Below are 12465 nucleotides of genomic sequence, written 5' to 3'. Positions count from 1 at the left end.
CTACTACTTTATGAATACTGATAACAAAATCCCCCTGTATGGCTTTAATAATTTAACAAAAAGTTTAAGCTTTTCGTTATATAGGGTATATTATTTACCTTCAATTCAGTCCGTTGAGAGTTATAACACCTACATCAATCGAACCTATAACAGCGCACTGCTTGAAGTTCTGCTGACTAAAGTTTGTCACGCCATCGGTGGTAATGTATTAAATATAGCGAGCCAAGATTACACCCCACAAGGAGCGAGTGTAACTTTAATGATTTCTGAAGAAGCAAAACCAGAATCTTTAGTGGCTCATCTAGATAAAAGCCATTTATGCATTCATACCTACCCAGAAGAAACTGCACAAAGTGGCATAGCTATTTTTAGAGCTGATATAGAATTATCAACCTGTGGCATTATCTCGCCCTTAAAAGTATTAGATTATGTGATCGAGGCTTTTTCAGCGGATGTTATCGATATAGATTATCGTATTAGAGGTATGACGCGCGATCAATACGGTAAAAAGCACTTCAATGATCATGAGATTAGTCAAATCAGTGAGCATTTAACCACAGATACACTCGCAAAATACCAGGTTAAAGACAGTGTTATGACAACACATAACTTGTTTCACTGTAAGCTAGCAAGACAGTCTATTGAATTGAGACAACATATTTTCAATCTTGACTCTAACCTCGGTGAGCATCAACTATCAGCTCAGGATGAAATACAAATAAAAACACAACTAGCGATAGAATTAGATGAACTTTTTATCGGTAAATAATTTACATACCCCTAAGAGGTCGTAAATAGAATGCCTACATTTAAGCAGAAAGAGCTCTAAGGACTTATTTTCATAATCTCGTCAGTTTTAAGTAATCACACACCACTCGCAATGACACGCTCCATATATGAACCGCATTTCTGAGACCTTACAGGATAAACCGCACAGTTTAACTTCTATGATGGTATAGTGCGTTAATCATTATGCTTCAGGGGTATTTATTGTTCATTAAGCAATGTCTTGTCACTTTTTTAATTATTGCGAGTTACATTAGTAGTATTTTTTTCTGTTTATCGGTTAACGCTAACGAAAATAAACGCGCTGATGTCATAATCGCGTTGTTTAAAACTAATAAACCAGCATCCCCCGAACAAGCAGATAGCTTACTTCAAGAATTGAAAAGTACAATTGCTTCCAATGATTTTCTACGTCAAAAAGAATATATACGGGCAAAGTGTTGGAATCAAAAAGCCGAAACAAATGAACAAATAATATCAGCTATATCATACGCAAATGAACAACTCGATATATTTAGCCAGTATACCCCATCAAAAATCACAATTGATTTAACGTTATGTAAAACCAGCTATCAACGATTACTAGGTCAAGTTGAGACTACACTTAAAGATTTAACTACCGCAATTAACCAAGCATACACCATTGAAGCACAGCTACTGGTTGCCCATGGACATAGTCAACGAGGCACTCTGCACTCTTATCAAGGCAATTACTCCGCATCCCTTGAGGATTTACTTACAGCACAAAATCACTATGAGTCACTTAAATTAACCTATTGGGCCAATATAAATTTAGGCGAACTAGCGACTAGCTATCGACGATTTGGTGATGCAAGAACAGCTTTGAAATATCAATTACAGTTAGAAGAGATTTACATCAAAGAAGGGAAAATATTTGAAGCCAATGGCATAAACATTCAAATAGCCTCTTCTTTGGAGCAATTAAATAAATTAGATGAAGCCAACACCCGTTATCAAGTAAGCCAACAGTTTCTTCTCAACAAACAACCAGTCATTGCAGCTGACATGTCGATAAATATCGCCAACAACCTAATAACATTAGGGCAATACGACAAAGCGCTGACTATATTACAACAAGCAGAAAGTACAATTACACCTGAATTTAATGCTCCGTATAGTTTTTTACAATTATATTTAGCTAATGCTCAGCTGAAACTTAACAATTACCCCGCTAGCTTACACGCTTTACAAAACGCTGAAGCAGCCTTCTTAATCGATAAAAATCAACGTGGACTTAGTAAAGTCCATTTACTCAGAAGCAATATTCACGAGGCTAATAAAAGCTGGAAAAGTGCTTACTTTGCGTTAAGAAATCATCTGCACGTTCATTTAGCACAAGATAAAAGTGTGCTTACAAAGCTAAATGCTGAATTACAAACTCGCTTTGATACTGATAGAATTAAGCATGAAAATACTTTATTAGTTCAGCACGCTAAAGATAAAGAAATACAATTGAACATGTTGCAACGGAATAAATCGATGCAATTCATCATAATTACCTTAGTCGGAATTATATTAATATTGGTGTCAATATTTGCTTATAAACAAATGCATCATAAACACCAATTTAAAAAACTCGCCTTTACTGATGAATTAACAAAGATAGCTAATCGCCGAGAAACCTATTTTCAGGCTGAAAAGTGTCTTACCTACAGTAAGAAAAACCAAACACCGTTCTCGCTAATTTTCTTTGATGCTGACTACTTTAAGTTAGTGAATGATGAATTAGGCCATAATATTGGTGACCAAGTGTTAATTTGCCTTGCCAATATCGCATCTAATGTCATTCGAAAAGGTGATGTTGTAGGTCGTGTTGGAGGCGAGGAATTTATAATTTTACTGCCTGATACCGACATAGATACAGCATTATCTATTGCTAATAGGTTGTTAACTAACATTGAGCAGTATGAGTGGTCAATCATTTCAAACGATTTAACACAAACAGTCAGTGCTGGTGTCGTGAGTTACCAAGGAGAGAACGATTTATCAGAACTATTATTTAAAGCTGATAAAGCGCTTTATGAAGCAAAGGCAGCAGGTCGAAATCATATAAAGACCTTTTGATGTCACTGACTCCAATGAAATAGCAAATAAAGTAATTTTCACTTTTAATAAGAGTCTTTACCCTCACGTGCAATTATAGAGAATTTGTTTACACAAATGATCGTATTATTCCTCTCCAAAACCTTAATACTAATTTTGGTACTGCGAATAACTCTACCACTTTGGCTTTAAGAGTTATTCGCTGAAAAATTAAGACTTCTAATAGACCCAAATATTAAAGTATTCAGAATACCATAAAACACAATAGCAGAAAGCAATGCATATAAAGCCAACAACAGTAATTAGATACTTTAGAGGTGTATTTATATAAATCAATAATTTTTATAAACGATCGTTATAAATCGCTCATCCAGTCTAGTTGTTTGTTTGCTTGGTTTTTACGATCCATTAAATCCCGTATTAGCGGTGTTAAAATTAACTCCATCGCTAGACCCATTTTTCCACCAGGAACGACAAGGGTATTAATTCGCGACATAAATGATCCATCAATCATACGAAGATAATACTGAAAATCTACATTTTTGACTTCACGAAAGCGAATAACCACAAAACTTTCATCTAAGCTAGGGATTGCCTTAGCACTGAATGGATTAGAGGTATCTACCGTAGGTACTCGCTGGAAATTGATATGAGTGCGAGAAAACTGGGGGGTGATGAAAGAGATATAATCTTCCATACTGCGAACGATACTTGCGGTCACCGCTTCTCTAGAATGCCCACGTTTATTAGTATCGCGAATAATCTTTTGAATCCACTCTAAATTAACAATAGGTACCATGCCGATAAGCAAATCGACATGCTTTGCTACATCATTATCCTTAGTTACAACACCGCCATGAAGCCCCTCGTAATATAACAAGTCAGTACCTTCACCAAATTCTTCCCAAGGAGTAAAAGTACCTGGCATTTGATTGTACGGAACGGCCTCATCAAACGTATGTAAATAGCGCCTAATTTGTCCTCTACCTGTTTCGCTATAATCACGAAATTGTTTCTCTAAAGCGCTAAAGTCATTAGCAAGATCACCAAAGTAACTAATGTTTTTCCGTGCTTCTTTCGCTTTACGTTTTTCCATATCCATTTCTTGTCGTGAGAAGCGATGAAAGCTATCACCTTCTACATTGACAGAGGATATACCGAGTGTTCTAAAGATATGCTCAAAGGAAGCAGTCGTTGTTGATGTACCCGCTCCTGATGAGCCAGTGACTGCTATGATTGGATTGCGTGAAGACATAAAGGCTCAAAGGATAAACTAAAGTACGATAGATATTTTATACGGTGAATTTACGTTTAGGTCAAGGAAGAAAGCGACAAGTTTAACGATGAAGGCTACATAGTCACTATATGCATGGTTAATAGTTTTATCAAATTTCAGATAATAAAAAACCGAGCCTAAGCTCGGTTTTTTAATTGAAGTATAAACTTTCGTTTATGCTTCTGCTGATTCTTCAACTACTTCAGGAGCGTCTTCTACTACTGGGCGGTCTACTAATTCAATATATGCCATAGGCGCTTTATCACCAGTACGGAAACCACATTTTAAAATGCGAGTATAACCACCTGGACGTTCTTGGTAACGAGCACCAAGTTCGTTGAATAAAATACCTACTACTTCTTTATCTTGTGTACGAGCAAACGCTAAACGGCGATTTGCAACACTGTCGGTCTTAGCCAATGTAATCAGTGGCTCAAGAACACGACGTAGTTCTTTAGCTTTAGCAACAGTCGTTTTAATAACGCCGTGCTTAACTAAAGAGCTTGCCATATTGCGGAACATCGCTTGACGATGACTGCTATTACGGTTTAACTGGCGACCGCTTTGACGATGACGCATAAGTTAATCCTTCTCTCTAACTATTAAAAAAATGATGATCGAACTAGTCGTTGTCAACAATGCTTTCAGGTGGCCAGTTTTCTAGGCGCATGCCTAGAGACAAACCACGCGACGCTAACACGTCTTTGATTTCAGTTAGAGACTTCTTACCTAAATTAGGCGTTTTAAGAAGCTCCACTTCAGCACGTTGTACTAAATCACCAATGTATTGAATTGCTTCTGCTTTTAGACAGTTAGCTGAACGAACAGTTAATTCTAGATCATCAACAGGACGAAGCAAGATTGGGTCGAACAATGGTTTTTCTTCCACTTGCTCTACTTCTTTGATATCACGAAGTTCAACAAACGCATCAAGCTGTTCAGCAAGAATAGTTGAAGCACGACGGATAGCTTCTTCCGGATCCAATGTACCATTGGTTTCCATATCTAAAACTAATTTGTCTAAATCTGTACGTTGTTCAACACGTGCAGAATCAACATCATAAGCAATTCTAACTACTGGGCTGAATGAGGCGTCAACCAACAAACGACCAATAGCACGATCTTCTTCCTCGGCATCACGGCGCGCAGAAGCGGGAACATAACCACGTCCCATTTCAACTTTAATGCGCATGCTGATAGAACCTTCACCTGTTAAGGTGCAGATAACATGATCAGGATTTGCAATTGTTACATCTCCGTCATGTTGTATATCAGCTGCCGTTACAGGGCCTTCACCAGACTTAGTTACGGTAAGAACGGCTTCATTCTTGCCTTCTAAAATAACTGCAAGCCCTTTAAGGTTTAACAATATTTCGATGATGTCCTCTTGAACACCTTCTTTACTACTGTACTCATGTAAAACACCGTCAATTTCAACTTCAGTTACGGCACAACCCGGCATTGAAGATAAAAGAATACGACGTAACGCATTACCTAAAGTGTGACCAAAACCACGTTCTAGTGGTTCCAAAGTTACCTTAGCACGACGAGGGCTAACGGTTTCAATGCCAACTAAGCGTGGTCTAAGGAATTCGGTTACAGAACCCTGCATATATGTCCTCTCTTAAAGTGCAACTCTACTTAGAGTAAAGTTCAACAATCAACTGTTCATTAATTTCGGCAGATAAGTCAGCACGATCTGGAACACGTTTGAAAACGCCTTCAAGCTTCTTAGTATCTACTTCAACCCAAAGTGGTTTCTCACGTTGATCAGCTAATTCTAAAGCAGCGATAATACGCGCTTGAGTTTTAGACTTCTCACGAACAGAAACAGTATCTTCAGCTTTAACAGTGAAAGATGGAATATTAACTACAACGCCGTTTACCACGATAGCCTTATGGCTAACTAATTGACGGGCTTCAGCACGAGTGCTTGCATAACCCATACGGTAAACTACGTTATCTAAACGAGTCTCTAAAAGCTGTAACAAGTTTTCACCTGTGTTGCCTTTTTGACGTGCCGCTTCTTTGTAGTAATTACTGAATTGTTTTTCTAGCACGCCAAAAATACGACGAACTTTTTGTTTTTCACGAAGTTGAACACCATAGTCTGACAAACGACCGCGACGGGCGCCGTGCTGACCTGGTATTGTTTCGATTTTACATTTAGTGTCAATTGCTCTAACACCGCTTTTAAGGAACAAATCTGTACCTTCGCGGCGACTAAGTTTTAACTTAGGACCTAAATATCTAGCCATTTTCTTTCTCCAACTATCCTAAAAAAAAGCGCTTAAACGCGACGTTTCTTCGGAGGACGACAACCATTATGAGGAATAGGTGTTACGTCAGTAATGTTGGTGATTTTAAAACCAGCAGCATTTAAGGCACGGATAGCAGATTCACGACCTGGACCTGGACCTTTTACGAACACTTCAATATTCTTCAAGCCAAACTCTTTTGCAACAGCGCCTGCGCGGTCTGCAGCTACTTGCGCAGCGAACGGAGTTGATTTACGTGAACCACGGAAACCTGAACCACCGGCAGTCGCCCAAGATAACGCATTACCTTGACGGTCTGTAAGAGTCACGATTGTGTTGTTGAAAGAAGCATGGATATGAGCCATGCCATCAGCAACTTGTTTTTTTACGCGTTTACGCGTACGAACTGGTGTTTTAGCCATTGTCTAGTTCCTCTTACTTCTTAATTGGCTTACGAGGACCTTTACGGGTACGCGCATTTGTTTTAGTGCGTTGACCACGTAGAGGAAGACTGCGACGATGGCGAATGCCACGGTAACAACCTAAATCCATAAGACGTTTAATGTTCATTGAAACTTCACGGCGTAAATCACCTTCAACGGTAAATTTATCCACTTCAGCGCGTAGCAAATCTATTTTTGCTTCGTCTAATTCACTGATCTTCGTTGATTCAGCGATACCAGTAGCTGCACAAATTGCTTTCGCACGTGTAGCTCCGATACCGTAAATCGCAGTAATGGCGATTACTGCATGCTTACGATCAGGGATGTTAATGCCAGCGATACGGGCCACTAATCACATCTCCTATTTATAATTAAAATTACTTTGGTTGGAAAGCCCGTTAGGATACCCAACCATTCTCTTTTTCTGCAAATCGAAGCGGCATTATACAGATAAATCTACATAATGCCACTTCTAAAAGATATTAGGTTAAAAGCTAAGCTTAACCTTGTCTTTGTTTGTGCTTTGGTTCAACACAAAGAACGCGAATTACGCCTTTACGCTTTACCACTTTACAATTACGACAAATCTTTTTTACGGATGCACGTACTTTCATTTTATACTCCGTTAACTAAATCAACTCGGTCTAACGACCATAGCCTTTCAAGTTCGCTTTTTTAAGTACATTGTCATATTGATGAGACATCATATGCGTTTGTACTTGTGCCATAAAGTCCATAATCACTACTACGATAATCAATAAAGATGTCCCGCCGAAATAGAACTGTACGTCCCATGCCATGATCATAAACTGTGGAACCAAACAGACAAAGGTAATATACGCCGCACCACAAAGGGTTAAACGTGTCATGACTTTATCAATATATTTGGATGTTTGTTCACCCGGACGAATCCCTGGAATGAACGCACCAGACTTTTTCAAGTTATCTGCAGTTTCACGCGGATTGAAAACAAGAGCCGTGTAAAAGAAACAGAAAAATATAATTGCTGCTGCTAACATCATTACATACAAAGGTTGTCCTGGAGACATAGCTCCTGAAACACCTTGTAAGAAGTCAGCAACGGGGCCGTCACCTTGACCAAACCAGCTCGCAAGCGTGCCTGGAAACAAGATTAAACTTGAGGCAAAGATTGGCGGTATAACACCAGCCATATTCACTTTCAAAGGTAAATGGGTACTTTGCGCAGCAAACACCTTACGGCCTTGCTGACGTTTAGCGTAGTTAACAACAATACGTCGTTGACCACGTTCCACAAATACTACTAAGAAAGTTACTGCAAATACCACAACGCCTATAAGCAATAATACTAATAAGTGCAATTCACCTTGACGCGCCATTTCAGCTGTTTGACCAACCGCGGATGGCATGCCAGCAACAATACCTGCAAAAATAATAATCGAAATACCATTACCGATACCGCGTTCAGTAATTTGTTCACCTAACCACATTAAAAACATGGTACCAGTGATCAAACTAATTACTGCGGTGAAATAGAAACTAAAGCCTGCATTAATAACAAGCCCTTGCATCATTTCCGGTAAACTTCTGGCAATCGCTATTGATTGTACTGTTGCTAGAACTAAAGTGCCGTAGCGTGTGTATTGACTGATTTTACGACGTCCAGCTTCACCTTCTTTTTTAAGCTCTGCCATTGCGGGATGAACCACAGTAAGCAATTGCATAATAATCGAAGCTGAGATGTACGGCATAATACCAAGTGCCAACACTGAGGCTCGCTCAAGTGCACCACCGGAGAACATGTTAAACATCTCTACGATAGTGCCCTTTTGTTGTTCAAAGAACTGAGCTAATACAGCGGCGTCAATACCAGGGATTGGCACAAAAGACCCTAAACGAAGCACAACTAAGGCAACGAATACGAACCATAATCTTTGTTTAAGCTCAGACAAACCGCCTGCGCCCTTACTACCTTGTGAGGTAGCCGTTCCTGGTGTAGCCATTGTGTATTATTCCTCTACTTTGCCACCAGCAGCTTCAATAGCTGCTTGTGCGCCTTTAGTTACTGCAATACCACGTAATGTAATTGGACGAGTAATTTCGCCAGATAACATAACTTTAACAGCTACGATATTACGTGTAATTAGGCCAGCGTCTTTAAGTGCATGAATATCAACAACATCACCAGTGATAAGGTTTAATTCGTGTAAACGAACTTCAGCGCGAACTAAAGATTTACGTGAAGTAAAACCAAATTTAGGTAAACGTTGTTTCAATGGCATTTGACCACCTTCAAAACCTGGACGTACACTACCGCCAGAACGAGATTTCTGACCTTTATGACCACGACCACCAGTTTTACCGATGCCTGAACCAATACCACGACCACAGCGTTTTCTAGCTTTGTGAGATCCCGGTGCAGGGGATAAAGTATTTAAATGCATAATTAATCCTCCACCTTAACCATATAGTAAACCTTGTTAATCATACCACGTACAGATGGAGTGTCTTCTAACTCAACTGTATGATTGATACGACGTAGACCAAGGCCTTTTAATGTAGCTCTATGCTTCGGTAAACGACCGATAGAACTTTTTAGTTGAGTTACTTTAACTGTTTTAGACATTCTCAATTACCCCAAAATTTCGTCAACGCGTTTGCCACGTTTAGCTGCCATGCCTTCTGGTGAATGCATATTCACTAGGGCAGAAACAGTAGCGCGAACTACGTTGATTGGGTTAGTAGAACCGTATGCTTTTGACAATACGTTCTGAACGCCTGCAACTTCAAGTACTGCACGCATCGCGCCACCGGCGATGATACCTGTACCTTCAGAAGCTGGTTTCATGAAGACTTTAGAACCAGAATGTTTGCCCGTAATAACATGTTGAAGAGTAGTACCCTTCAAGTCAATCGTTACTATGTTACGGTGCGCTTTTTCCATTGCTTTTTGGATTGCAGCAGGCACTTCACGTGCTTTACCGTAACCAAAACCAACGCGACCATTACCGTCACCAACTACTGTTAGTGCAGTAAAACTGAATATGCGACCACCTTTAACCACTTTTGAAACGCGGTTAACGGCAATTAGCTTTTCAGCCATATCACTTTGCTGTGAGTTTTCTTGATTATGATTAGCCATTATCAACCCCTAGAATTGAAGACCAGCTTCACGAGCTGCTTCTGCTAACGCTTTTACGCGACCGTGGTAAAGGAAACCAGAGCGATCAAAAGCTATCTTAGTGATACCTTTTGCTACAGCACGTTCAGCGATTGCTTTACCTACTGCAGTTGCTGCTGCAACATTACCTGTTTTTTCAATTTGAGCACTAACTTCTTTGTCTAAAGTAGACGCAGATGCGATTACTTCAGAACCAGTTGGAGCGATCAATTGAGCGTAAATGTGACGAGGAGTACGGAATATAACTAAACGATTCGCACCCAACTCGCTAATTTTTGCACGAGCGCGTTTAGCGCGGCGCAAACGAGATGATCTCTTATCCATAGTATTACCCTACTTCTTCTTAGCTTCTTTACGACGAACGTATTCATCAACATAACGAACACCTTTACCTTTATAAGGCTCAGGTTTACGGTATGCACGAATGTTCGCAGCGGTTTGACCAACTAAATGCTTATCACAACCTTTCAGTGTAACTTCAGTTTGGCTAGGAGTTTCACAAGTAATTCCTTCAGGAATCGCATGTTTGATTGGGTGTGAAAAACCTAAAGATAAGTCTAAAGACTTACCAGCAGCTTTGGCACGGTAACCAACACCTTGTAAAACTAATTTCTTTTCAAAACCTTTACTAACACCTTCAACCATATTATTGATTAAAGCACGTGTAGTACCGGCTTGAGCCCAAGCGCCTTTAACATCAGCAACGATATTAGTAATAATGTTGTTTTCTTCTTGAGAAACAACAACGTCACTGTGGATCGTGCGAGATAATTCGCCTATTGGACCTTTAACTGTAATGTCTTGACCTGATAACGTAATGGTAACGCCAGCAGGAACAACGACAGGTGCTTTTGCAACACGAGACATATTATTCTCCTTACTCTACGAAACCAAGAACTTCACCGCCAATACCCGCAGAGCGAGCGGCACGATCCGTCATCAAACCTTTAGAAGTTGAAATGATCGCAATACCCATACCTGCAAGAACTTTAGGAAGTTCATCACAGCTTTTGTATATACGAAGACCAGGACGTGAAACACGTTTGATCTTTTCAATTACTTCTTTACCTTCAAAATACTTCAATGTTACAGCTAGTTCAGGTTTAACTTCACCTGATACTGAAAACTCTGAAATATAACCTTCTTCTTTAAGCAAAGTAGCAATTGCAACTTTAACTTTAGAAGATGGCATTTGTACTGCAACTTTTGCTGCAGATTGACCGTTGCGGATGCGTGTAAACATGTCCGCGATAGGATCAGTCATCATAACCATTTACTCCCGTGAATTACCAACTAGCTTTCTTAAGACCTGGAACTTCACCACGCATCATAGTTTCGCGTAATTTAATACGGCTCAAACCAAATTTGCGTAAGAAACCATGTGGACGTCCAGTAATGTTACAACGGTTACGTTGACGACTACTGCTCGAATCACGAGGTAAACTTTGAAGTTTCAATACAGCATCCCAGCGTTCTTCATCCGAAGAATCAGTACCTGAGATGATTGCTTTTAACGCAGCACGCTTTTCAGCATATTGTGCTACTAACTTGGTTCTTTTAGCTTCACGAGCTTTCATTGACGTTTTAGCCATAACTCTACACCTTCTTCTTGAACGGGAAATCAAAGGCAGACAATAAAGCTAGTCCTTCTTCGTTATCTTTCGCGCTAGTAGTAATAGTGATATCTAATCCACGAATCTTATCGATTTTATCGTATTCGATTTCAGGGAAGATAATTTGCTCACGAACGCCCATGCTGTAGTTACCACGACCATCAAATGACTTAGGATTTAAGCCACGGAAGTCACGGATACGAGGAATAGAAATAGAGATTAAACGCTCTAAAAATTCCCACATACGCTCGCCGCGTAGAGTTACTTTCGTACCAATAGGGTAGCCTTCACGAATTTTGAAGCCCGCAACTGATTTGCGTGCTACTGTCGTGATCGGCTTTTGCCCTGAGATTGCAGTAAGATCATTTGTGGCGTGTTCTAAAACTTTCTTATCAGAAATAGCTTCACCAACACCCATGTTAAGGGTGATCTTTTCAATCCGAGGGACTTGCATGACACTTTTATAACCAAATTGCTTTTGCAACTCAGCTACAACTGTATCTTTATATAAATCATGCAGTTTCGCCATCGTTTACTCCAATTAAATTAATTCGTTATTAGATTTGAAAAAACGTACTTTTTTGCCGTCTTCAATTCTAAAACCAACACGATCTGCTTTACCCGTTGCTGAGTTAACGATCGCTACGTTGGAAACTTGTAAAGGTGCTTCTTTTTCAACAATCCCACCAGGCTGCTGTAACTGAGGTACAGGCTTAGTGTGTTTCTTGATTAGGTTAATACCTTCTACGAATACTTTGCCGTCTTCAACAAGAACTTTGGTAACTTTACCAGTTTTGCCCTTGTCTTTACCTGCAAGTATAATTACTTCATCATCACGACGAATTTTAGATGCCATTATCGTGAC

Annotated in this window: 19 protein-coding genes; 2 read left to right on the top strand and 17 right to left on the bottom strand. The window is 39.7% G+C overall.

Annotation, left to right across the window (positions count from 1 at the left end; all coding sequences use genetic code 11):
• The first annotated feature begins 10 nt into the window (after nucleotides 1-10).
• Nucleotides 11-769, top strand: coding sequence for an adenosylmethionine decarboxylase (gene speD, locus CPS_RS02805; RefSeq protein WP_011041480.1), 759 nt, complete (start codon nucleotides 11-13; stop codon nucleotides 767-769).
• Between the two features lie 221 nt (nucleotides 770-990).
• Entirely contained in the window at nucleotides 991-2871 is a 1881-nt protein-coding gene (locus CPS_RS02800) for a tetratricopeptide repeat-containing diguanylate cyclase (protein ID WP_011041479.1), read from the top strand.
• Nucleotides 2872-3205: 334 nt separating this feature from the next.
• On the opposite strand, the gene CPS_RS02795 is transcribed toward CPS_RS02800, so the two are convergent.
• The 17 genes from CPS_RS02795 to rplX all read right to left on the bottom strand — a co-directional run bounded on the left by CPS_RS02795 (nucleotide 3206) and on the right by rplX (nucleotide 12456).
• Entirely contained in the window at nucleotides 3206-4105 is a 900-nt protein-coding gene (locus CPS_RS02795; protein WP_011041478.1) for a phosphoribulokinase, read from the bottom strand.
• A gap of 195 nt (nucleotides 4106-4300) precedes the next feature.
• Nucleotides 4301-4705 carry a 50S ribosomal protein L17 gene (gene rplQ, locus CPS_RS02790; RefSeq protein WP_011041477.1) on the bottom strand — a complete coding sequence of 135 codons (405 nt, stop codon included), beginning with the start codon at nucleotides 4703-4705 and terminating at the stop codon, nucleotides 4301-4303.
• Between the two features lie 43 nt (nucleotides 4706-4748).
• Entirely contained in the window at nucleotides 4749-5738 is a 990-nt protein-coding gene (locus tag CPS_RS02785; RefSeq protein WP_011041476.1) for a DNA-directed RNA polymerase subunit alpha, read from the bottom strand.
• Between the two features lie 25 nt (nucleotides 5739-5763).
• The gene (gene rpsD, locus CPS_RS02780) at nucleotides 5764-6384 is read right to left on the bottom strand and encodes a 30S ribosomal protein S4 (protein WP_011041475.1); all 621 of its coding nucleotides are present in this window, start codon (nucleotides 6382-6384) and stop codon (nucleotides 5764-5766) included.
• A 32-nt stretch (nucleotides 6385-6416) separates the two neighbouring features.
• Nucleotides 6417-6806: a 30S ribosomal protein S11 gene (rpsK, locus tag CPS_RS02775; protein ID WP_011041474.1), complete on the bottom strand. Its 390-nt coding sequence runs from the start codon at nucleotides 6804-6806 to the stop codon at nucleotides 6417-6419.
• A 13-nt stretch (nucleotides 6807-6819) separates the two neighbouring features.
• Nucleotides 6820-7176 carry a 30S ribosomal protein S13 gene (gene rpsM / locus CPS_RS02770; RefSeq protein WP_011041473.1) on the bottom strand — a complete coding sequence of 119 codons (357 nt, stop codon included), beginning with the start codon at nucleotides 7174-7176 and terminating at the stop codon, nucleotides 6820-6822.
• Nucleotides 7177-7327: 151 nt separating this feature from the next.
• Nucleotides 7328-7441, bottom strand: a complete 114-nt coding sequence (gene rpmJ, locus CPS_RS23125) for a 50S ribosomal protein L36 (RefSeq protein WP_011041472.1) — start codon at nucleotides 7439-7441, stop codon at nucleotides 7328-7330.
• A 30-nt stretch (nucleotides 7442-7471) separates the two neighbouring features.
• Entirely contained in the window at nucleotides 7472-8809 is a 1338-nt protein-coding gene (gene secY, locus CPS_RS02765; protein WP_011041471.1) for a preprotein translocase subunit SecY, read from the bottom strand.
• A 6-nt stretch (nucleotides 8810-8815) separates the two neighbouring features.
• Nucleotides 8816-9250 carry a 50S ribosomal protein L15 gene (gene rplO / locus CPS_RS02760; RefSeq protein ID WP_011041470.1) on the bottom strand — a complete coding sequence of 145 codons (435 nt, stop codon included), beginning with the start codon at nucleotides 9248-9250 and terminating at the stop codon, nucleotides 8816-8818.
• 2 nt (nucleotides 9251-9252) lie between these two features.
• On the bottom strand, nucleotides 9253-9432 hold the full coding sequence (rpmD, locus tag CPS_RS02755; RefSeq protein WP_041736596.1) for a 50S ribosomal protein L30: 180 nt from the start codon (nucleotides 9430-9432) through the stop codon (nucleotides 9253-9255).
• A gap of 6 nt (nucleotides 9433-9438) precedes the next feature.
• Nucleotides 9439-9948, bottom strand: a complete 510-nt coding sequence (rpsE, locus tag CPS_RS02750) for a 30S ribosomal protein S5 (protein ID WP_011041468.1) — start codon at nucleotides 9946-9948, stop codon at nucleotides 9439-9441.
• A 9-nt stretch (nucleotides 9949-9957) separates the two neighbouring features.
• A complete protein-coding gene (gene rplR, locus CPS_RS02745; RefSeq protein WP_011041467.1) occupies nucleotides 9958-10311 on the bottom strand; it encodes a 50S ribosomal protein L18 in 354 nt (117 codons plus the stop codon).
• 9 nt (nucleotides 10312-10320) lie between these two features.
• On the bottom strand, nucleotides 10321-10854 hold the full coding sequence (rplF, locus tag CPS_RS02740; RefSeq protein ID WP_011041466.1) for a 50S ribosomal protein L6: 534 nt from the start codon (nucleotides 10852-10854) through the stop codon (nucleotides 10321-10323).
• 10 nt (nucleotides 10855-10864) lie between these two features.
• Nucleotides 10865-11254, bottom strand: a complete 390-nt coding sequence (gene rpsH, locus CPS_RS02735; protein ID WP_011041465.1) for a 30S ribosomal protein S8 — start codon at nucleotides 11252-11254, stop codon at nucleotides 10865-10867.
• Nucleotides 11255-11273: 19 nt separating this feature from the next.
• Nucleotides 11274-11579 carry a 30S ribosomal protein S14 gene (gene rpsN, locus CPS_RS02730; RefSeq protein WP_011041464.1) on the bottom strand — a complete coding sequence of 102 codons (306 nt, stop codon included), beginning with the start codon at nucleotides 11577-11579 and terminating at the stop codon, nucleotides 11274-11276.
• Between the two features lie 4 nt (nucleotides 11580-11583).
• A complete protein-coding gene (rplE, locus tag CPS_RS02725) occupies nucleotides 11584-12129 on the bottom strand; it encodes a 50S ribosomal protein L5 (RefSeq protein ID WP_011041463.1) in 546 nt (181 codons plus the stop codon).
• Nucleotides 12130-12141: 12 nt separating this feature from the next.
• The gene (gene rplX, locus CPS_RS02720) at nucleotides 12142-12456 is read right to left on the bottom strand and encodes a 50S ribosomal protein L24 (protein WP_011041462.1); all 315 of its coding nucleotides are present in this window, start codon (nucleotides 12454-12456) and stop codon (nucleotides 12142-12144) included.
• Between the last annotated feature and the right edge of the window lie 9 nt (nucleotides 12457-12465).

This window comes from Colwellia psychrerythraea 34H, assembly GCF_000012325.1.
Lineage (GTDB): Bacteria > Pseudomonadota > Gammaproteobacteria > Enterobacterales > Alteromonadaceae > Colwellia > Colwellia psychrerythraea_A.
Note: the sequence above shows the minus strand (reverse complement) of the source record. Positions and strands in the feature narration are given on the sequence as shown.

Coding starts and splice junctions, on each gene's coding strand:
- speD (WP_011041480.1), top strand. CDS start 11: ATGAATACTGATAACAAAATCCCCCTGTATGGCTTTAATAATTTAACA.
- CPS_RS02795 (WP_011041478.1), bottom strand. CDS start 4,105: ATGTCTTCACGCAATCCAATCATAGCAGTCACTGGCTCATCAGGAGCG.
- rplQ (WP_011041477.1), bottom strand. CDS start 4,705: ATGCGTCATCGTCAAAGCGGTCGCCAGTTAAACCGTAATAGCAGTCAT.
- CPS_RS02785 (WP_011041476.1), bottom strand. CDS start 5,738: ATGCAGGGTTCTGTAACCGAATTCCTTAGACCACGCTTAGTTGGCATT.
- rpsD (WP_011041475.1), bottom strand. CDS start 6,384: ATGGCTAGATATTTAGGTCCTAAGTTAAAACTTAGTCGCCGCGAAGGT.
- rpsK (WP_011041474.1), bottom strand. CDS start 6,806: ATGGCTAAAACACCAGTTCGTACGCGTAAACGCGTAAAAAAACAAGTT.
- rpmJ (WP_011041472.1), bottom strand. CDS start 7,441: ATGAAAGTACGTGCATCCGTAAAAAAGATTTGTCGTAATTGTAAAGTG.
- secY (WP_011041471.1), bottom strand. CDS start 8,809: ATGGCTACACCAGGAACGGCTACCTCACAAGGTAGTAAGGGCGCAGGC.
- rplO (WP_011041470.1), bottom strand. CDS start 9,250: ATGCATTTAAATACTTTATCCCCTGCACCGGGATCTCACAAAGCTAGA.
- rpmD (WP_041736596.1), bottom strand. CDS start 9,432: ATGTCTAAAACAGTTAAAGTAACTCAACTAAAAAGTTCTATCGGTCGT.
- rpsE (WP_011041468.1), bottom strand. CDS start 9,948: ATGGCTAATCATAATCAAGAAAACTCACAGCAAAGTGATATGGCTGAA.
- rplR (WP_011041467.1), bottom strand. CDS start 10,311: ATGGATAAGAGATCATCTCGTTTGCGCCGCGCTAAACGCGCTCGTGCA.
- rplF (WP_011041466.1), bottom strand. CDS start 10,854: ATGTCTCGTGTTGCAAAAGCACCTGTCGTTGTTCCTGCTGGCGTTACC.
- rpsH (WP_011041465.1), bottom strand. CDS start 11,254: ATGATGACTGATCCTATCGCGGACATGTTTACACGCATCCGCAACGGT.
- rpsN (WP_011041464.1), bottom strand. CDS start 11,579: ATGGCTAAAACGTCAATGAAAGCTCGTGAAGCTAAAAGAACCAAGTTA.
- rplE (WP_011041463.1), bottom strand. CDS start 12,129: ATGGCGAAACTGCATGATTTATATAAAGATACAGTTGTAGCTGAGTTG.
- rplX (WP_011041462.1), bottom strand. CDS start 12,456: ATGGCATCTAAAATTCGTCGTGATGATGAAGTAATTATACTTGCAGGT.